The 18,991-nt window shown below is 56.9% G+C and carries 17 protein-coding genes; 8 read left to right on the top strand and 9 right to left on the bottom strand.

Features of this window, described 5'->3' with window-relative positions; all coding sequences use genetic code 11:
* The first annotated feature begins 47 nt into the window (after positions 1-47).
* The 3 genes from hemN (at position 48) to ACN0TS_RS12385 (ending at position 4,165) form a co-directional block, all read left to right on the top strand.
* Complete coding sequence (gene hemN / locus ACN0TS_RS12375) at positions 48-1,403, top strand: oxygen-independent coproporphyrinogen III oxidase (protein WP_417259670.1); 1,356 nt, start codon at positions 48-50, stop codon at positions 1,401-1,403.
* 153 nt (positions 1,404-1,556) lie between these two features.
* On the top strand, positions 1,557-2,957 hold the full coding sequence (locus ACN0TS_RS12380; protein WP_417259671.1) for an FAD-binding oxidoreductase: 1,401 nt from the start codon (positions 1,557-1,559) through the stop codon (positions 2,955-2,957).
* Complete coding sequence (locus ACN0TS_RS12385) at positions 2,954-4,165, top strand: MFS transporter (protein WP_417259672.1); 1,212 nt, start codon at positions 2,954-2,956, stop codon at positions 4,163-4,165. The genes ACN0TS_RS12380 and ACN0TS_RS12385 overlap by 4 nt, the downstream gene beginning before the upstream one ends.
* Positions 4,166-4,168: 3 nt before the next feature.
* On the opposite strand, the gene hemC is transcribed toward ACN0TS_RS12385, so the two are convergent.
* On the bottom strand, positions 4,169-5,113 hold the full coding sequence (gene hemC, locus ACN0TS_RS12390; RefSeq protein WP_417259673.1) for a hydroxymethylbilane synthase: 945 nt from the start codon (positions 5,111-5,113) through the stop codon (positions 4,169-4,171).
* 110 nt (positions 5,114-5,223) lie between these two features.
* On the opposite strand from hemC, the gene hemE reads away from it, so the two are divergent.
* Together hemE and ACN0TS_RS12400 are read left to right on the top strand one after the other, a co-directional pair.
* Positions 5,224-6,258 (top strand): uroporphyrinogen decarboxylase, encoded by a 1,035-nt coding sequence (gene hemE / locus ACN0TS_RS12395; protein ID WP_417259674.1) that lies wholly within the window; start codon positions 5,224-5,226, stop codon positions 6,256-6,258.
* Complete coding sequence (locus tag ACN0TS_RS12400; RefSeq protein WP_417259675.1) at positions 6,255-6,758, top strand: GNAT family N-acetyltransferase; 504 nt, start codon at positions 6,255-6,257, stop codon at positions 6,756-6,758. Before hemE ends, ACN0TS_RS12400 begins: the two co-directional genes overlap by 4 nt.
* Before the next feature lie 83 nt (positions 6,759-6,841).
* On the opposite strand, the gene hemF is transcribed toward ACN0TS_RS12400, so the two are convergent.
* Positions 6,842-7,747 (bottom strand): oxygen-dependent coproporphyrinogen oxidase, encoded by a 906-nt coding sequence (gene hemF, locus ACN0TS_RS12405; RefSeq protein WP_417259676.1) that lies wholly within the window; start codon positions 7,745-7,747, stop codon positions 6,842-6,844.
* 140 nt (positions 7,748-7,887) lie between these two features.
* Here hemF and ACN0TS_RS12410 point away from each other — a divergent pair, with 140 nt between their 5' ends.
* The gene (locus ACN0TS_RS12410; RefSeq protein WP_417259677.1) at positions 7,888-8,265 is read left to right on the top strand and encodes a hypothetical protein; all 378 of its coding nucleotides are present in this window, start codon (positions 7,888-7,890) and stop codon (positions 8,263-8,265) included.
* A gap of 15 nt (positions 8,266-8,280) precedes the next feature.
* On the opposite strand, the gene ACN0TS_RS12415 is transcribed toward ACN0TS_RS12410, so the two are convergent.
* The 3 genes from ACN0TS_RS12415 to clpS are packed head-to-tail and all read right to left on the bottom strand — an operon-like array spanning position 8,281 to position 10,451.
* Complete coding sequence (locus ACN0TS_RS12415) at positions 8,281-9,093, bottom strand: SDR family NAD(P)-dependent oxidoreductase (RefSeq protein WP_417259678.1); 813 nt, start codon at positions 9,091-9,093, stop codon at positions 8,281-8,283.
* Between the two features lie 39 nt (positions 9,094-9,132).
* Positions 9,133-10,146 (bottom strand): class I SAM-dependent methyltransferase, encoded by a 1,014-nt coding sequence (locus ACN0TS_RS12420; RefSeq protein WP_417259679.1) that lies wholly within the window; start codon positions 10,144-10,146, stop codon positions 9,133-9,135.
* The gene (gene clpS, locus ACN0TS_RS12425) at positions 10,125-10,451 is read right to left on the bottom strand and encodes an ATP-dependent Clp protease adapter ClpS (protein ID WP_417259680.1); all 327 of its coding nucleotides are present in this window, start codon (positions 10,449-10,451) and stop codon (positions 10,125-10,127) included. The genes ACN0TS_RS12420 and clpS overlap by 22 nt, the downstream gene beginning before the upstream one ends.
* Before the next feature lie 135 nt (positions 10,452-10,586).
* Here clpS and ACN0TS_RS12430 point away from each other — a divergent pair, with 135 nt between their 5' ends.
* Together ACN0TS_RS12430 and ACN0TS_RS12435 are read left to right on the top strand one after the other, a co-directional pair.
* Entirely contained in the window at positions 10,587-11,291 is a 705-nt protein-coding gene (locus tag ACN0TS_RS12430; RefSeq protein WP_417259681.1) for an HAD family hydrolase, read from the top strand.
* Between the two features lie 245 nt (positions 11,292-11,536).
* Positions 11,537-13,090: a D-alanyl-D-alanine carboxypeptidase family protein gene (locus tag ACN0TS_RS12435; protein WP_417259804.1), complete on the top strand. Its 1,554-nt coding sequence runs from the start codon at positions 11,537-11,539 to the stop codon at positions 13,088-13,090.
* Between the two features lie 53 nt (positions 13,091-13,143).
* On the opposite strand, the gene ACN0TS_RS12440 is transcribed toward ACN0TS_RS12435, so the two are convergent.
* The 4 genes from ACN0TS_RS12440 to ACN0TS_RS12455 are packed head-to-tail and all read right to left on the bottom strand — an operon-like array spanning position 13,144 to position 18,849.
* Positions 13,144-14,751 (bottom strand): ABC transporter ATP-binding protein, encoded by a 1,608-nt coding sequence (locus tag ACN0TS_RS12440; protein ID WP_417259682.1) that lies wholly within the window; start codon positions 14,749-14,751, stop codon positions 13,144-13,146.
* The gene (locus ACN0TS_RS12445; RefSeq protein ID WP_417259683.1) at positions 14,748-15,854 is read right to left on the bottom strand and encodes an ABC transporter permease; all 1,107 of its coding nucleotides are present in this window, start codon (positions 15,852-15,854) and stop codon (positions 14,748-14,750) included. Before ACN0TS_RS12445 ends, ACN0TS_RS12440 begins: the two co-directional genes overlap by 4 nt.
* Position 15,855: 1 nt before the next feature.
* Positions 15,856-16,947, bottom strand: a complete 1,092-nt coding sequence (locus ACN0TS_RS12450) for a microcin C ABC transporter permease YejB (protein ID WP_417259684.1) — start codon at positions 16,945-16,947, stop codon at positions 15,856-15,858.
* A gap of 33 nt (positions 16,948-16,980) precedes the next feature.
* Positions 16,981-18,849: an extracellular solute-binding protein gene (locus tag ACN0TS_RS12455; protein WP_417259685.1), complete on the bottom strand. Its 1,869-nt coding sequence runs from the start codon at positions 18,847-18,849 to the stop codon at positions 16,981-16,983.
* Positions 18,850-18,991: the final 142 nt, after the last annotated feature.

Consider the following 18,991-nt stretch of genomic DNA (forward strand, 5'->3'; position numbering starts at 1 on the left):
ATCTGGGTCAAGGGAGCCTCACCCCAGTTCCGATAGAGCCTATCCTTATGAACAAGCACATTCAACTCCGCAATCTTGGCCTCTTTGACGCTCGCGTTCCTCGCTATACGAGTTACCCAACGGCCCCGCATTTCAAAACCGACGTAGGCGAAGCCGACGTTGCGTCGTGGTTGTCCGCCCTTGATCCAGAGCAGCCCGCATCGCTTTACGTGCATGTCCCGTTTTGTCGCCGCCTGTGTTGGTTCTGCGCCTGCCGGACCCAAGGCACCACCACGGCAGGCCCCGTCGCCGCCTATGTGGGAACCTTGAAAGCCGAGTTGAAGCTCATAAAAAATCATTTGCCAGAGGGACTTAAACTCGGGCACCTGCATTGGGGTGGCGGAACGCCGACCCTGCTCGAACCCGATATGATCGTCGACCTCACAGGGGCGATTGCCGAGGTTGCGCCCTTTGCCGAGGACTATGAATTCTCCGTCGAGATTGACCCCAACGAGATCGACGATGCCCGTCTGGATGCCCTTGCCGCGGGCGGAATGAACCGCGCCTCTATCGGCGTTCAGGACTTTGATCCCGTGATCCAAGAGACAATCGGTCGCATTCAGTCCTATGAGATCACCAAGGCCGCAGTGGACGGATTGCGTGCCCGCGGGATTCGCTCCCTCAACACCGACATCCTCTATGGCCTACCCGGCCAGTCGCAGGAAAAAATCACCGCAAGTGTGCAAAAGCTACTATCGCTGTCACCTGACCGCGTCGCCCTGTTCGGCTATGCCCACGTGCCGTGGATTGCACGTCGCCAAACCATGATCCCCACCGATCAGCTCCCCACTCCCGAAGAGCGGTTGGAGCTATTCAACACCGCGCGGGATCTCTTCGTTGCGGACGGTTACACCGAAATTGGCATCGACCACTTCGCCCGCGAAAACGATGGTCTTGCCGTTGCCCTGCGCACAGGAAAACTGCGCCGCAACTTCCAAGGCTACACAGATGATAAGTGCTCCGCCATGATTGGCGTTGGCGCTTCCTCTATCGCCAAATACCCGCAAGGCTACGCGCAAAACGCCCCTGCCACCTCAAAATACCAAGAGGCGGTTCGGGCGGGACGCTTGCCTATCACCAAAGGGCACAGCTTTACTGAAGAGGATCATTTGCGTGGCCGCATTATCGAAGCGCTGATGAGTGAATTTCGCGTAGACCGCGCCGACCTCGTGCAACGGTTCGATCTCAGCCAAGAGGCTTTTGACGACTTTGCCAAAGGCGTCGATACGGCCTTTCCCGATATGCTGGACATTTCCGCCGACGAGATCGTTATTCTCGATCATGCCAAACCGCTTACCCGCATGATCGCGCGCCACTTCGACGCCTACGACATGTCCCAAGGTCAGCACTCCTCAGCAGTATAAGCGGACCTTGATCAACGGTTTGAACAACCAGACCCCAGTACGCCCTCGGCAGTTTTGTCGGGGGCGTTTATCGTTTTACGCCCTTGTCTCTCGTCCCGTTTTCCTTGAACTCTGTGCGCAACAACTGCCACCTTTTGCAAAAGGATCTCGCTTTTGGTTTTTCTCGACCGCCTCCGCGCTATCACCCCTCAGGTTCTCACAGGTGACGACACAGCATCCTATGCCCGTGACTGGGTGGGAAAATATGAAGCCGAGCCGTTGGCCGTTGTGCGCCCTGCGACGACCGCCGAGGTGTCAGGTGTCCTTGCGCTGTGCAACGAGACGGGCACCGCCGTGGTTCCGATGGGCGGCAACACGGGCCTGACGGGCGCGACTTTGGCCAAGGGGGCCATCATCCTGTCGATGGAGCGCATGAACACTGTGCGCGAGGTGCGCAAAGAGGCGCGAATTGCCATCGTCGAGGCAGGCGTTGTTTTACAAGACCTGCACGATCACCTTGAGGGATCGGGACTCAAATACCCGATGACGTTTGGCGCAAAGGGGTCATGCCGTATCGGCGGCACGCTTGGCACCAATGCAGGCGGGTCCAATGTTCTGCGCTACGGCAATACCCGTGATCTCTGTCTCGGGATCGAAGTGGTTCTGGCCGACGGGCGTGTGCTTGATCTGATGAGCGAACTGCACAAAGACAACTCGGGCTATGATCTGCGCGACCTGATCATTGGCTCCGAGGGCACGCTTGGCGTCATCACCGCTGCGGTCCTCAAACTGGCTCCTGCACCCAAAGCCCACGCCACGGCGATGGTCACGGTCCCCGATCTGTCGGGGGCATTACAGCTTTTAAACGCCCTCCAAGAGCGCACCGGCGGCATGGTCGAGGCCTTTGAATACATGCCACGAAACTACATGGAACGGCTCGAAGCCTACCGCCCTGACCTCATCCCGCCCTTGGGCCATGAGGCAGAGCACACGATTTTCCTTGAGATCGCATCAACCATTCCGCGCGATTGCGCGGAGGACGACAGCGGTGAGGTTCCTCTAACCACCCATCTCGAAGACGCCTTGGGAACCATGTTCGAGGCGGGCCTCGTTCTGGACGCAGCCCTCGCAGGCTCAGAGGCGCAACGACGGTCCATGTGGGAAATGCGCGAGGCGGCTGCGGAAATTTCCACCAACACCAAGCCCCTCGTGATCAACGACCTGTGCCTGCCCGTCGACAAGGTCGCCGCTTTTTGCGACGAGGCCATCGCACGGCTCAAACTCTTGGACGCTGATCTAACCGATTGCACCGTTGCGCATTTGGGTGACGGCAACGTGCACTACACCGTTTACCCGTCCAAGGATGACGCGGACCTGTCCGATAAGATCATGGAAACCGTCGAGGACATCGTCCAAGACATGCGTGGATCATTCTCCGCCGAACATGGGATCGGTGTTGCCAAGCTGTCCTCCATGCGGCGGCGCAAATCTCCCGTGGCGCTCGACGTGATGCGCGCGATTAAGGCCTCAATGGACCCTAACGGCATCCTCAACCCCGGCAAAGTTCTTCCATGATCTCCGCCTTCGCGATCATTGCTGGTAGCCGCCGACTGCGGGCCAGTGCTTTTGCGATGTTTTTCATCGGCGCTCTTGCGGCGGCTCTCGCGCCTTACCAAGGGCTAATCGCCATCAAGCTCTTTGGCTTCTCCGACGCGCAATTCGCCGCGATTATGGTGGTCGGGGCTGCGGCCTCGGTGGCCTCCTCGCTCTACACGGGCATCATCACCGACCAATGGGCCTCACGGCGAACCACCGCGCTGATCTGTGCGGCGATCACCGTGGTGGGCGTTGGTGGCGTCTATGTCACCCGTTCGCCCATCGCCTATCTGCTCGCCGCAACGGTGCTGATCCCCATCGGATTTGCCCTCATGGGACAACTGTTCGCCATTGCCCGCCTCGCAGTGTCTGAACGCGCTCCCGCCGAGCGGGACGGCGTGATGTCATTGATCCGTGCGGGGTTTGCTCTACCCTTCATCGTGGTTCTGCCGCTGTTGTCGATTGCCATCGGACGCGGCATGGGCCTGATCCACCTCTACGGCATCGTCACCTTAGCCGCGACGTGCTGTTTTATCGCGCTCTACACACTTCTCCCCAAAGACGGATTGGAGGGCGGCGCAGAAACCAAATCGGGCCTCTCCTTCGGACAGTCCATCTCTGAGTTGGCCCATCCGCGTGTGGTGTCTCGCCTGTTACTGATCGCCACGCTCGTCGCCGCCAACACGATCTATATGCAAACGATGGGCCTTATTTTTGAAGCCGCCCACCCCGAGGGAACCGCCCGCACCGCCCGTCTTGCGGCCCTGATCGCGGGGCTGGAGATTCCGTTTATGATGCTGATCCCGTGGGTCTCGGCACGCATGAGCAAAAGCACGATCCTGCTTGGCGCGGCGTTGATCTATGCCGTGTTCATGTTGCTGTTTCCGCGCATGGCAGGTGGCGATGCCGTGTGGCTTTTGGCTCTCCCCGCCGCCATGGGAGCCGCAGCGCTCTTGACCCTGCCCATCGCTTACTTCCAAGACCTGCTCTGGAACCGTCCGGGGGCAAGCTCGTCGCTGCAATCTGTCAATCAGGTGACAAGCCAATTGATCGCAGGAGGAATTTTCTGGATCGGGACATCTTTGGCATCCTATGGCCTAGTGATGACCATTGGCGCAGCAACCGCGATTGGCGCTGGCGTCGCCCTACGCGTGGCCGATGCCCGCGCGACAAGGTCAACGCCCTAACCCTTATTTCCAGTCGAAAAAGCCGTCGCCCGCACGGGCCAACAGACGCGTGGCCAATTCACGGCCCATCTCTGCGCCGTCTTCGATGGCACCAGAAATCTCATCGAACAACGCCTCTGATCCGTCGGTGCGCAGGATTTCTCCTCGCAGACGCAACGTGCCCCCATCAAGGGTCGCCAGTCCCGCAATCGGAGTCTCACACGACCCGTCAAGCGCGGCAAGAAACGCCCGCTCTGCGGCCAAACGTTCGCCCGTTTCACGGTGGTGCAACGCTTCCAAAATGGCAGCGGTATTACGGTCATCACTGCGGCGTTCAATCCCGATAGCCCCTTGCGCTACGGCGGGCAGCATCTCTTCAGGCGCAATTTCCGAGCGCGGCACGTCCGTCGCATCCAAACGGTTCAACCCCGCCATCGCAAGGAAGGTCGCGGACGCAACGCCATCTTGCAGCTTTTTCAAACGGGTCTGCACATTGCCGCGGAACTCGACAACGTCGAGATCAGGACGCCGATGCAGAAGCTGCGCCCTGCGGCGCAACGATGAGGTGCCCACCACCGAACCGCTTGGCAAATCAGCCAGTTTACCGCCACCCAACTGGATGAAGGCGTCGCAAGGGTTTTCGCGCGGCAGATAGCAATCCAAGATCAAACCCTCAGGCTGATCCACGGGCATATCTTTCATCGAATGCACGGCGATATCGATGGAGCCGTCAAGCAGCTGATCCTCGATCTCGCGCGTAAACAGCCCCTTGCCCCCGATCTCTTTGAGGGCCCGATCCAACACGCGGTCGCCTTGGGTCGAGATCACGACAATCTCGAAGGCCTCGGCAGGCAGGTCGAAATGATCCATGATACGGTCACGGGTCTCATGTGCTTGCGCGAGCGCAAGCAGCGAACCACGGGTGCCGATCTTGAACGTCTGGGCGGGGGTCGGGAGCGAAATTTTCATGCCACACGCTTACCCGCGACAGATGCGCCTGACAAGTGATCCCTGCCCTATCCGACCTTGACAAAAGCACGCAGGAAAGGGACCAACAGCGAAATGATTGGGAGAATGACATGACGAACAAATCCATCCTCAAGGCGCTCAACGGTGAGACGCAAGCCGTTCCCCCGATCTGGATGATGCGCCAAGCGGGCCGCTACCTTCCCGAATACAAAGCAACACGCGCACAGGCGGGTGACTTTTTGTCGCTATGCTACACGCCCGATCTGGCCGCCGAAGTGACCTTGCAACCGATCCGCCGTTTTGGTTTCGACGCAGCGATCCTGTTCGCGGATATTCTGCTGCTGCCACAAGCCTTGGGCGCAGACCTCTGGTTCGTCACGGGCGAAGGCCCGCGCCTGTCCACGATCACAAGCGACGCCGACTTCGCTCCGTTGAAGGGCAAGGACGACATCCACGAGACACTCGCCCCCGTCTATGAGACGGTGAAAATCGTCGCGCGTGAACTGCCGAAAGAAACCACATTCATCGGCTTTGCAGGCGCGCCATGGACCGTTGCCACCTACATGATCGCAGGACGCGGCACACCGGACCAAGGCCCCGCACATGCGCTGCGCGAGGGCAACAACGCCCTGTTCGAAAAGATCATCGACCTGTTGACGGTCAGCACCATCGAATACCTCGACATGCAGATCAAAGCGGGCGCGGAAGTTGTGAAGATTTTCGACAGTTGGGCAGGCTCTCTCAAAGGGGACGCCTTTGAAAAATACGCCGTAGCCCCCGCGCGCAAAATCACCACCGAGTTGAAAAAACGCCACCCCAATGTTCCGATCATCGGCTTCCCTCGGGAAGCGGGCGAAGGCTACATCGGGTTCCACGCCAAAACGGGTGTGGACTGTGTTGCTCTCGACAACTCTGTTTCGCCTGAATGGGCCGCCGCGAACGTGCAGAAAGACGGCTGCGTTCAGGGCAATCTCAAGCCTTCGCACATGGTTACGGGCGGTCAGGGCCTGATCGACGAAGTGCGCCACATCCGCGAGACATTCTCCAAAGGTCCGCATATCTTCAACCTCGGGCACGGCATCACGCCTGACGCCGATCCCGACAATGTCACGTTGATGATTGAAACCCTACGCGAGACCGTATGATGAATATCCGCCCCGCAGCCCCCGCCGATCTGCCTGTCATCGCAGCCATCCACATCGCCAGTTGGCGCGTGGCCTATCGCGGGCTACTCTCTGATGACTATCTGGGGCAACCCGTTGCCGATGATCTCAATGCCAAATGGGTCGGCATGGATATTCCCGATGAAGATGTCCTCCTTGTGGCCACCGACGACACAGGGGTCGCAGGGTTCATCTACGTCAAAGGCGGCAAACGCCCCGCCTACATCGACAACCTGCACGTCGACCCTTCCCGAAAACGCTCAGGGATTGGCGCAGCGCTCATGTCCGCCGCAGCCAAAATCCTGATCGAACGCGGCCACGAAAGCACCTATCTGACCGTGATCACGGACAACGAAGGTGCCGTGAATTTCTACCGCAAAATGGGCGGTGACTTCGGTCCAAAACAAGACGAGCTACTCTACGGCGAACCCGTCCAAACCTACCCCGTCCATTGGACTGATCTGAGCATTTTGGCGTCCTAAGATGACACTTTAGTGTTGCGGCGAAACGCGTTCAGCTTCGACGCCATTTAAGCGACAAGGGGGCCAATAGGCCCCCTTTTATCTCACACCCATTTGGCCATTGGCGGCAGGCTCATCAGAACCGCATTTGCGTCGTGACCTGTCTCCAACCCGAATTTTGTGCCGCGATCATAGACGAGGTTGTATTCGGCATAGAGGCCGCGATGCACCAGTTGTTGATCCTTGTCGGCCTCCGTCCACGGTGTATTGCGGCGCTTCTCCGTCACCCCGAGGAAAGCCGGCAAAAAGGCGCGTCCAACATCTTGGGTAAAGGCGAAATCCGCCTCCCAATCGCCCGAGTTATGGTCGTCAAAAAAGATACCACCAACGCCGCGCGCGCGACCGCGATGAGGAATATAAAAATACTCATCTGCCCACTCTTTGAACCGCGGATAGTAACCCGCGTCATGGCGGTCACAGTGCTCTTTTTGAACCGCATGAAACGCTGCGGTGTCCTCAGGGTATTCTATGCAAGGGTTCAAATCGGAGCCACCGCCAAACCACCACGCATGGGGCGTCCAAAACATCCGCGTATTCATGTGAACGGCGGGTGTGTGCGGGTTTTGCATATGGGCCACGAGCGAAATCCCTGCCGCCCAAAAGCGCGGGTCATCCTTCATCCCTGGAATGCCCTTGCGAGCCGCCATCGCCATTTGCGCGCGCTCTCCAAGTTCACCGTAAACCGTTGAGACATTGACGCCAATTTTCTCGAACACACGACCACCGCGCATCACCGACATCAAGCCACCGCCCGCATCCGATCCATCGCTTGACGCGCGTTTGGTCTCTGTGACTTCGAAACGGCCCGCAGGCAAGTGCGCGAATGGCCCCTCGGTTTGGGTATCTTCGACGGCCTCAAACGCAGCAACTATTTCGTCGCGCAGAGAACGGAACCATGCGGAAGCGCGGACTTTTTCATCACTCATCTCTAATTGCGGCTGTTTGGTCATGGTGTGGTCCTTCGTGGCGCGTGAAATTGCTCGCGCAGACCTAGCAGGAATGCGCCGATCCTGCCAAGCCCGCTTTCCCTGCGGCCAAAAGGCGCTATGCTCAACATACTGTTCGCGAAGGTTTTCTTATGGAGTTCTCAATGCGTTGGATTTTGCCACTGGCCATCCTGCCCTTTCTCGCCGCCTGTTCTGAGCAACAGATGTGCATTTCGGGCGCGACCAAAGACCTACGGGTTGTACGCGGATTTATCACCGAGACCGAAGGCAACCTGCAGCGCGGATATGCTTTGGTCGAAGTCGAAGTCATCGATTTCGAAACACAGGCCTGTGGCACTAAAAAAGATGGGACCACAAAATACTGTCGCGTTCCGGTGAAAGATACCGAAATGAAGCCGAAGGCCATCGACCTTGATGCCGAAGCCGCGAAACTGGCATCGCTCAAACGTAAAGAGGCGCAACTGGCCGTACAGGCAGAACAGAAAATTTCAGCCTGCAAAGCCGCCTATCCAGAAGGGTAAAGACAGCGCTGCGTCCTAGTGTGTCGGCGCTTGGACCACATCGAGAAGTGTCCGACCGCCGTCCACGTCGAGCACCTGTCCTGTCACGAAGCTTGAACCGTCAGAAGCGAGGTACTGCACTGTTTCAGCCACGTCTGACGCAGGGGCGACACGCGCCAAAGGTGTGCCGCGCAAAATCTCGTCACGGTAATCAGGATGCTCGGACAAGACATCACTCAAACTGGCGCTCAGGACCGAACCGAATGCCACGGCATTCACACGGATACGGTGCGGCGCAAGAGCCACCGCCATAGACCGCGTCATCTGCTCAACGGCAGCGCCCGAGATCGAAAAGGCCAACATTTCGGGCTGTGTACGCCGCGCCGCCACAGAGGACAGGTTGACGATAGATCCGAGCATACCCTCGGTCCGCTCGTCTTTCTCGGCGCGTTTGATCATCCATTTAGACACCTGTTGAGACAGGCGTAGCGCTGTCAGAAGGTTCTGCTCCAACAATGCTTCCACATTGTCTTCCTCTGCACACAATGGATCACTTTGCGCCACTTGGCGCGAGGCATTGACCAAAATATCGACACCATCGAACGCATCGACCGTGGCCGACAACAGATTGGCAATGGTCAGTTTCTCACGCAGATCACCCGCAAAATAGGCAACACGAGCATCCTCAAGTTCAGAGGCCTCACCCACTTCGGCGATCAAACCGTTTTCGTCCATATCGGCGAACATAACATTTGCCCCTTGGGCTTCGAAATGGCGCGCGATAGCAAGACCAACACCATTTGCGGCCCCTGTGACAATGGCCGTCTTACCCGCAATCGAAAAGCTCATGAGATCATCCCTGATTCTGTTGGCGCTAACTTACGAGGTTCAGGCGCGCGTGCGAAGAGGTCTCTTGGCGTAAAGAACTTTGAAGCCGCCCGCGTCCGCAATTTTCTCGACAAAGGAGAACCGTTCGGACAAGGCCACTTCATAAGGGAGTTGACGGTTGGCCACGAGCCACAACTGTCCGTGGGGCGCGAGAAGGCGAGCTGCCGCCGATATAAACGCTTGCCCCAAAGCAGGGTCGGCAGCGCGTGTGGTATGGAACGGCGGGTTCATAATCACGCCGTCAAACCGCAGTTTCGGATCAAACCGTGTGGCGTCGGCCCAATGGAAGGTGGCCCTCGGATCGGTCACATTGGCCTTGGCACATTCCAACGCGGCATGTTCTGCCTCGACCAGATGCAGCGCCTTTACCCCGTCGCGCTCAAGGATATGGCGCGACAGATATCCCCACCCCGCGCCTAAATCCGCGATAATCGATGGGAGTTTTTCGGGCAGCGCTCCGATCAGGAGTTGCGATCCTTTGTCGATACGGTCGGCGGAGAACACACCCAAGCGGGTCTCGAACCCCTCCACAGAGCCAAGCGGGCCTTTGTGTTCCCAATCAGAAAAATCGCCGCCCTCAAACGCAATAGCTTTGCCATGCGATTTGGATTCGACACGCACATTGCCGCCGCGCTTTTTGATATCCCGTGCGATACTATCGATACCGTCCGTTTTCTGACCATCCACGACGACCATCGATGCGCGGGATGCGGCATCAGCAATAAGATCGCGGGCCTCGGTCTTCGAACGCGGCACAGCCACAATGGCAAGATCAAACTCGCCCTCAGGCTCAATACGCACCTCAAACCCCGCATCCGAAAACGCGTCAAAATCAGGTTTGAAACCTTGGATGATCTGTACCGATGCAGGATCAAACACTGACAGGTCAGCCCCGACACGAGGGCGATAGATCGCAATACGATCAGGCTGCTCGCTCAGGAGCAAAGAGATGCGGGCTGTATTCATTGTGACGGGCGCGACCGGAGCCGGCTCTATTCCTTTTCCATCGTGCATTGCAGCGGGTGCTGCTGACGGCGGGCGAAATCCATAACCTGATTCACCTTGGTCTCCGCCACTTCGTGGGGAAAGACCCCGACCACGGCCAGTCCCTTTTTATGGACGGTCAACATAATCTCGGTCGCTTGTGCGTGACCAATAGAAAAGAAGCGCTCCAACACAAGCACGACAAATTCCATCGGCGTGTAATCGTCGTTGAGCAGCATCACCTTATAAAGCGGTGGGCGCTTTGTCTTTGGCTTGGTTTTGGTCGCAAGTGAGGTGTCGCCGTCATCGTTATGACGGTCGTCATCGTCGGACATTTTATGCAGCGAGAGAGTCACTCTGGCGTCTCCGGTTCTACGCAATACCAAAAATAGTGTTGTTAGACGCTGTATATAGCCTCTTTCTCGTATCAATAAAGGGGGTTATCCACACAGGGTAAAGGGGAGACGTAAATGAGCGCAGAAATCTCGACAATCGCCTTCGATGCAGATGACACCCTATGGGAGAACGAACAGTTCTTTCGTATGACACAGGAGCGGTTTGCCGAACTTCTGGCCGATTACACCCCCGCCGACCATCTCGCGGAGCGCCTGCTCGCGGCCGAGCGGCGCAACCTCGGAAGCTATGGATTCGGGATAAAGGGCTTTGTCCTGTCGATGATCGAAACCGCCATCGAAGTGACCGATCATGCCGTGCCCGCCAAAGTGATCAAGGAGTTGATCGAAGCGGGCCAAGACATGCTCTCACACCCGATCCACCTCCTCGATGGGGTCGAACAAACCGTGCGGGCTCTTGCCGCCGACCACGAGCTCATCATGGTGACAAAAGGGGATCTGCTCGACCAAGAGCGCAAACTCGCGCAATCGGGTTTGGGCGACCTGTTCGATGCGGTCGAAATCGTCTCCGCAAAAACACCCCCCGTATATGCCGACATTTTCGGGCGTCACGGCGTGACCCCGGAACGCGCGGTCATGGTCGGAAACTCGATGAAATCCGACGTTTTGCCCCCGATCGAAGCAGGCGCATGGGGGGTCTACATCCCCCACACCATCACATGGGAGATCGAACACGCCGAGGCTCCTGAGGATCATCCGCGCTTTAAGCAACTCGACAGATTGGCCGATTTGCCCGATTTTGTCGGCTCCATTTCACGCTAATTCAGGCTTGTCTCGCGACTCGGAGCAGAGGCGTATAGTGGGGTGGAAAATTTTGCTCTCTTGGCTCACCCCGAAAAGACACCTCATTTAGCGGTCCACCCCAGAACACCCCCTATATTTTGCGTTGCATCAATGCCATCCTCTAATGCCTTATAAAATTTAAGGTTTTCTCATTTCAAAGCCTATGCTAGCGTCTTGGCAATAAGCTGGGCGAAATGATCCGGCACATTCGAGGCAGAGCAATGATGTTGAACAACGTGCGAGCGTGGGCAAACCCGCGTGCCGTGATAAGACGTGTATTCCCCGTTTTTCTAATCGCGTTTGCGATGATCGTAGGCGTTTCCGCCAAGGTCATGGCCGCCGAATACGCCGCATTGGTAATGGATGCGCGCAACGGGAAGATTCTTCATTCAAGCAACGCAGACACACGACTGCATCCCGCCTCCCTCACCAAAATGATGACGCTCTACATTGCGTTCGAAGCTGTCGAACACGGTGAGATCGACCTCGACACGCTGGTGACCATCTCCAAAAATGCCGCCGCAGAGCCGCCCTCGAAATTGGGCCTCAAAGCAGGTCAAAAAATCAAACTGCGCTATCTGATTCGTGCCGCCGCCGTGAAATCCGCCAACGATGCGGCCACCGCGATTGGCGAAGCCATCGAAGGGTCCGAGGCCGCATTTGCCCGTCGCATGAACCGCACCGCCAAACAGCTTGGCATGTCGCGCACCACCTTCAAGAACGCTCACGGCCTGACCGCGAGCGGGCATTTGTCGACCGCACGCGACATGACTGTATTGGGGCGCCACGTGTTTTACGATTACCCAGAATACTACAATATCTTCTCGCGCAAGACGGCCGACGCAGGGGTGCGCACAGTAACCCACACCAACAGCCGTTTTCTCAATAGCTATGCCGGCGCTGACGGGATCAAGACAGGATATACCTCTGCCGCAGGGTTCAATCTCGTGGCCTCCGCCCAGCGTGGCAACGAACGCATCATCACAACCGTCTTCGGTGGACGTTCCACCGCATCGCGCAACGCACGTGTGACCGAACTGATGGACCTCGGGTTCAAACGGGCTCCAAGTCGTGTCGCTGTCGTCAAACCCAAGCGCCCCCCTTATCTCGGCAAGGCTGCGGGTGGTGCGGTTATGGTTGCAGGCACACAGGAGGCACCCAAAGTGGCCTCTAAAATCATTCGCGTGACTGTCAACATCACCAAGAGCCCGATCCCCAAACCGCGCCCGATGCGCGAACTGGCACCTGAAGAAGAAACACTCCTCGTCGCAATGTCGGATGATATTCTCAATGCCGTCACGCAGGCCCAAGAAGAGGAACAGGTGCTTGCCTTGGCCGAGACCGCAACAACGGAAGCCGCCGAAGTGCTCGAAGAAGTCGCAGCAAAACCCGCTCCCGCAGGCATTGCGGCCATCGCGCCCAAGCCACGTCCTGCCACATTGCAACTTGCCGCGATTACACCCACATCTGCACAAATCACTACACAAACAGTTGTGGCAGACACCGGCCCCGAAGTTGTCACCCGCCTATCGACCTCCGGATCGCGTCATTGGGGGGTCAACATCGGCACCTACGGGTCGGAATATGAGGCGCGCAAAGTGTTGTTGAAAACGGCCCTGACCGAACTCGACATGCTTGATGGTGCGCTCCGCAAGGTCGTGAAATCAAAACGCGGATATCAGGCGAACTTCCTCGGCCTGACCCAAGACCTCGCGGGTATGACCTGTCGCCGCCTGTCGGCGCGCGGCGTAGAGTGCTCCCCGATTGGCCCGACCTGAAGACAGGCCTCAACACATAGCAAAAGAGATCACCACCGGAACGGCGCGGGCGTTTAGACGCCTGCGCCCTCTTCAACTTTGAGATCGAACGCCGCAGCAACGAGAGCTTTGGTATAAGGCTGTTGCGGCGCATCAAAGATCGCATCAGCGTCCCCCGCCTCAACGACATCCCCACGCTTCATCACCATCACCTTATGGCTCAGCGCACGCACCACACGAAGGTCGTGCGAGATGAACAGGTAGGCGAGTTTGTGTTTGACCTGAAGGTCGCGCAGAAGATCGACGATCTGCACCTGCACCGTCATATCAAGTGCGGACGTTGGCTCGTCCAGAACGACCAGACGCGGACGCAGGATCATGGCACGCGCGATCGCCACCCGTTGCCTCTGCCCGCCTGAAAACTCATGCGGGTAACGATGGCGCGTTTCGGGATCAAGGCCGACTTCATGCATGATTTCGATCACAGCGTCTTCCTTGGACGTATGATCGCCCAAACCGTGGACGCTCAAACCTTCGGCAATGATTTGCGCGATGGTCATGCGTGGCGACAGCGATCCGTAAGGGTCTTGGAACACGATCTGCATATCGGCCCGCAGATCACGCAGCGCTCGGTTGTTCCACCCTTGCACATCCTGACCAAGCACAACCACAGGGCCTTGCGACGAAATCAGCCGCATCATCGCAAGCGCGAGTGTGGTTTTCCCTGAACCGGATTCGCCTACGATGCCGACGGTTTCGCCTTCGCGCACGGAAAATGTCGCAGCATTCACCGCCTTCACGTAGCCCGCCGTGCGGCGCAAAAATCCGCGCTGGATCGGGAACCAGATACGCAAATCTTTGGTCTCCGCTACGACCTTTGCATCGTCGGGCACAGGCGCAGGTCGCCCTGTCGCGGCGGCTTCCAACAACAACTTGGTATAGGGGTGGCTCGGCGCATCGAATATCTCGGACGTCTTTCCCGCCTCGACGATCTCGCCGTCCTTCATCACGCAGACACGATCAGCAAATTTGCGCACGATGTTGAGGTCATGGGTGATGAACAGCATCGACATGCCCTCATCGCGCTTAATATCCATCAACAGGTCGAGTATCTGCGCCTGAATGGTGACATCAAGCGCCGTGGTCGGCTCGTCCGCGATGAGCAATTTGGGCGCATTCGCAAGCGCCATAGCAATCATCACGCGTTGGCGTTGCCCACCTGACAGTTGGTGCGGATAGGCACCCAAACGTTCTTCGGCGTTATGAATGCCCACACGGTCCAACAGATAGAGAATGCGTTCGCGGGCCTTGGCCCCTGTCATCCCTTGGTGAACGAGCAAAATCTCGGACAACTGCTTTTCAATCGTGTGCAGCGGATTGAGCGAGGTCATGGGCTCTTGGAAGATGAAGCTGACGTCATTGCCGCGAATTTTGCGCAGCACGTTTTCGCTCGCCCCTGCCAACTCCTTACCATCATAGAGGATTGACCCCTCGATCACAGCATTGTCGGACAACAGGTTCACAGATGAGAGCGCAGTGACGGATTTGCCCGACCCGCTCTCTCCAACCAAGGCGACGACCTCACCCTTCTGGACGTTAAACGACACGCCTTTAACAGCCTCGACAAGGCCGCCATCCTGTTTGAACGACACGCGCAAATCTGTGAACTCAAGAAGGCTCATTGAAAGGTCTTTCTCGGATCAAAGGCATCGCGCACCCCCTCGAAAACAAAGACGAGGAGCGACAGCATAATGGCATAGGTGAAAAACGCGGTGAAACCGAGCCACGGCGCTTGCAGGTTCTGTTTGGCTTGCAGCGTTAGCTCGCCCAGTGACGGATAGGACGACGGCAACCCGAACCCCAGAAAGTCGAGCGAGGCCAATGTACCGATGGTGCCTGTGACGATGAACGGCAAAAGCGTTAGTGTCGCGACCATCGCATTGGGCAGCATATGGCGGAACATGATCGTCCAGTTCCCGACACCCAAGGCTCGCGCCGCACGGATATACTCGAAATTGCGCGCTCGCAGGAATTCAGCACGCACAACACCGACCAAGGCGGGCCAGCCGAATAGGATGGTAACAAAGACCAAGAGCCAGAAACTTCGCCCCAAAATGGCGAACAGGATAATGATGACATAGAGCGAGGGCATGGACCCCCAAATTTCCAGAAATCTCTGGAATACGATGTCCGTGCGTCCGCCAAAGAACCCTTGGATCGCGCCCGCAACAATGCCGATGAGTGACGACACCACGGTTACAATGAGGGTAAACAGGATCGACAGACGGAAGCCGTAAATCACCCGTGCGACCACATCGCGTTTGGTGTCATCGGTCCCGAGCCAATTTTGCTTGGTGGGCGGGCTTGGCGCCGCACCTGGCCCCTCGACCTGCGTGTTGAACGAATATCGGATCGGCGGCCAAAGCAGCCAGCCTTTCTCGATTGCCTCGCCATTCACTTCACCATCTTGCGCGTCTGCGATGATGGCATCGGGATCGTCAAAACAATCAACCAAACCACCCGATACAATCAGACATTCCACCTCGGGGTAACGGTAGACGGCCTCGGTCTGGAAATCGCCGCCGAATTCGGTTTCAGGATAGAAGTTGAAGACTGGCGTATAATAGCTGCCGCGATAATTCACGATGATCGGTTTGTCGTTCGCGAGGAATTCCGCAAACAGCGACAACACGAACAGGAACGAGAAAATCCAAAGCGACCAAAGCGCGCGGCGGTTGGCCTTGAAGTTACGCCAACGACGTTGATTGAGAGGGGACAGGCGCATCTCAGCTCTCCCGCTTTTCAAAGTCGATACGCGGATCGACAAAGACATACATCATATCCGACACGATATTGATCAACAGACCGATCAGACCAAAGAAAAACAACGTGCCGAAGATCACGGGATAGTCGCGTTGCAGAGCGGCTTGGAATCCCATGCGGCCAAGACCATCAAGCGAGAAAAGCGTCTCAATAATCACAGACCCGCCAAAGAAGACCGACAGAAACAGACCCGGGAATCCCGCGATGACAATCAACATCGCGTTGCGGAACACATGTCCGTAGAGAACACGGCTTTCCGTGAGGCCCTTCGCCTTGGCTGTCACCACGTACTGCTTGCGGATTTCATCGAGAAACGAGTTCTTCGTCAGCAAGGTCAGCGTCGCAAAAGACGAGATCAGAGAGGCCAAGACGGGCAATGTAATGTGCCACAGATAGTCGCCCACTTTGCCCAAGGCGCTTAACTCGTCAAAGTTGGATGAGGTCAATCCGCGCAGCGGAAAAATCTGCCAGTATGAGCCGCCCGCGAACAAAACAAGCAGCATAATCGCGAACAGAAAGCCCGGAATAGCATAGGCAACAATGATGATCGCAGAGGTCCATGTGTCGAACCGCGACCCGTCGCGCACCGCCTTGCGGATGCCCAAAGGGATGGAAATCATATAGGAAATCAACGTCGCCCAAAGACCGAGTGTGATCGACACGGGTAGCTTGTCCCAGACCAGTTCCAACACGCCTTGGCTGCGGAAATAGCTCTCGCCAAAATCAAATTGCATGTAGTTCCACATCATCGACAGGAACCGTTCAAGCGGCGGTTTATCGAGACCGAACTGACGCTCCAACTCCGCGATGAATTCAGGCGGAAGCCCACGCGCGCCGATGTATTCGGACTCCGCTCCCGCCGCTTCAAGCTGCACTTCGACATCGCCAGAGCCACCCGAAATGCTCTCAAACACATCGCCTTCGCCACGCATCTCGGCAAGCACCTGCTCCACCGGTCCGCCAGGGACGAACTGGGTCAGGGCGAAGTTGATGATCATAATCCCGAGCAACGTCGGAATAATCAGCAATAAACGCCGAAGAATATAGGCTCCCATGTGGGTGGCTCCCGCTCGTTTTCTCTTTGGGCGTTATTTAATCGCGCCTGCCGCTTTCAACTGAGCGGCTTTGTCGGCGTTATACCACCAGTAATCCAGATAGCCTAGATGATAGGGTGCCATCTGTTCCTCTGGGGGATGCTCATACATGTCGTAATAGGCGACCCAGTGCTTATCGAGGAACCAAGTCGGCACCACAAAGTACTCATAGCGGAACAGGCGATCTACAGCCCTGAGTGCGGCCGCCATATCATCGTAAGTCGGCGCTTCAATGACCTGTTGGATCAGGATGTCAGCCGCCTCGGACGCATAGCCTGCGGGATTGAACACGTCGTCGATCCCTTCAGTGCCATATTTCTGGCTCAGGCTCACACCCTCTTCAAAGCCGCTCGTATAACCGCCAAAGATGATGTCATAATCGAAACTCTGCGTACGGGCCTGATAGGCGTTTGTGTCCACACGATTGTAAACAGCGTCCACACCCAATGCGACGAGATTTTCGACGTATGGGATCAAGATGCGGTCAAACGACGGGGTATTCTCCAATATCTCGATCTTGAGCACCTGACCGTTCTCGTCGCGCAATTTTCCATCTGGTCCCGGCGTGTAACCCGCCTCGGCCATCAGGGCGAGCGCTTGGCGCATGTTCTTGCGATCTAACGAACGGGCACCAGAGACATGCGGCAATACTGCCTCTTGGGTGAACAGCTCTTCAGGAACGAGATCACGCACCATCTCGAGATACTCGAGTTCCTTGCCTTCGGGCAGCCCCACAGCCTTGAGTTTCTCTGTGTCCCAGAAACTCTCACGCTGCGCAAATAGCCCGTATTGCAACGTCTCGTTGGTCCATGTGAAATTATACATCAGGCCTAGCGCACGGCGCACATTGCGGTCCTGTAGCTTTTCTTTGCGCAGGTTGAAGACAAAGCCCGTGGCGTTGGGCAGATTGCCATCGGGCAACTCCGCCTTCACCACATAGCCATTGTCGAGCGCGGGAAAATCATAGCCCGTTGCCCAATTGAGTGATGAGTTTTCTTGGCGGAATGTGATCTCACCCGATTTGAACGCTTCAAACGCGCCGATGGTATCACCGAAGTATTCGATACGGATGGTATCGAAATTCTCGGTCCCCTTTTTAAGCCAGTGATCTTTGCCCCAATAATCGGGATTGCGGTTATACTCGATCCATCGCCCGGCCTCGAATGCTCCGTGAGTATATGGCCCTGTTCCCGGAGAGACATCGAAACGTTTCTCGTCGATCTTCGCATTTGTCTCGTCGAACCATGCCTTTTGCATGACAACAGTTGACCCCGCCTGTGAAATCAATCCATTGCGCGGCGCGTCAGGCTGGAAATTGAACCGCACAGTATAATCATCAAGCGCTTCAACGCTCGCGATCATATTGCCCACGCCCGTGCGCCACGACAACGTCGCCTCGGCCATGAATTTCTCATGGGTAAAGACGACATCGGCGGCGGTCATCGGCGTGCCATCCGAGAAGGTCACATCATGGCGCAGGTTGAAAATCACCCACTCCTGACTCTCGGGATATTCGATGGTTTCGCACAGCAAACAATAAGACGCCGACAGTGCTTCGTCCCCGACCCCCGCCATCAGGCGTTCGTAGGGGATGGATGAGTTTGCGGCAGGTGTGCCCGAACGTGTGGAATAGGGATTAAGGCTGTCAAAATCCCCGATGACGCCAAGCACGATCTTTCCCCCTTTGGGTGCATCGGGATTTACATAGTCGAGATGGTCGACAGGATCGCTATATTTTGCCTCGTTCCAGTCTGAATACCACGTCGCGGTAATCACCGTATCGTCCTGCGCCCAAAGAGCGCTCGTTGAAATGGCGATACCTGCGGCAGTGAGAAACGCGAGGCGAATGCGATTGGCGACCATGTGTGACCTCCGGTCAATTGGTGATAGCTCGGTATTTTGTAGTAGTGTTATCAAACTGGCCTGAAAATGCACGACTTCCAATGGGTAAGTGAAACAACTGTGATTAGCCCGTGAGCGCTGCGCGCCTCACATAACGAAAAAG

Source organism: Celeribacter sp. (assembly GCF_048266405.1).
Classification (GTDB): domain Bacteria; phylum Pseudomonadota; class Alphaproteobacteria; order Rhodobacterales; family Rhodobacteraceae; genus Celeribacter.

Bases quoted from the DNA above. Each gene is read 5' to 3' on its own strand.
- hemN (WP_417259670.1), top strand. From the start codon at position 48: ATGAACAAGCACATTCAACTCCGCAATCTTGGCCTCTTTGACGCTCGC.
- ACN0TS_RS12385 (WP_417259672.1), top strand. From the start codon at position 2,954: ATGATCTCCGCCTTCGCGATCATTGCTGGTAGCCGCCGACTGCGGGCC.
- hemC (WP_417259673.1), bottom strand. From the start codon at position 5,113: ATGAAAATTTCGCTCCCGACCCCCGCCCAGACGTTCAAGATCGGCACC.
- hemE (WP_417259674.1), top strand. From the start codon at position 5,224: ATGACGAACAAATCCATCCTCAAGGCGCTCAACGGTGAGACGCAAGCC.
- ACN0TS_RS12400 (WP_417259675.1), top strand. From the start codon at position 6,255: ATGATGAATATCCGCCCCGCAGCCCCCGCCGATCTGCCTGTCATCGCA.
- hemF (WP_417259676.1), bottom strand. From the start codon at position 7,747: ATGACCAAACAGCCGCAATTAGAGATGAGTGATGAAAAAGTCCGCGCT.
- ACN0TS_RS12410 (WP_417259677.1), top strand. From the start codon at position 7,888: ATGCGTTGGATTTTGCCACTGGCCATCCTGCCCTTTCTCGCCGCCTGT.
- ACN0TS_RS12415 (WP_417259678.1), bottom strand. From the start codon at position 9,093: ATGAGCTTTTCGATTGCGGGTAAGACGGCCATTGTCACAGGGGCCGCA.
- ACN0TS_RS12420 (WP_417259679.1), bottom strand. From the start codon at position 10,146: ATGCACGATGGAAAAGGAATAGAGCCGGCTCCGGTCGCGCCCGTCACA.
- clpS (WP_417259680.1), bottom strand. From the start codon at position 10,451: ATGTCCGACGATGACGACCGTCATAACGATGACGGCGACACCTCACTT.
- ACN0TS_RS12430 (WP_417259681.1), top strand. From the start codon at position 10,587: ATGAGCGCAGAAATCTCGACAATCGCCTTCGATGCAGATGACACCCTA.
- ACN0TS_RS12435 (WP_417259804.1), top strand. From the start codon at position 11,537: ATGTTGAACAACGTGCGAGCGTGGGCAAACCCGCGTGCCGTGATAAGA.
- ACN0TS_RS12440 (WP_417259682.1), bottom strand. From the start codon at position 14,751: ATGAGCCTTCTTGAGTTCACAGATTTGCGCGTGTCGTTCAAACAGGAT.
- ACN0TS_RS12445 (WP_417259683.1), bottom strand. From the start codon at position 15,854: ATGCGCCTGTCCCCTCTCAATCAACGTCGTTGGCGTAACTTCAAGGCC.
- ACN0TS_RS12450 (WP_417259684.1), bottom strand. From the start codon at position 16,947: ATGGGAGCCTATATTCTTCGGCGTTTATTGCTGATTATTCCGACGTTG.
- ACN0TS_RS12455 (WP_417259685.1), bottom strand. From the start codon at position 18,849: ATGGTCGCCAATCGCATTCGCCTCGCGTTTCTCACTGCCGCAGGTATC.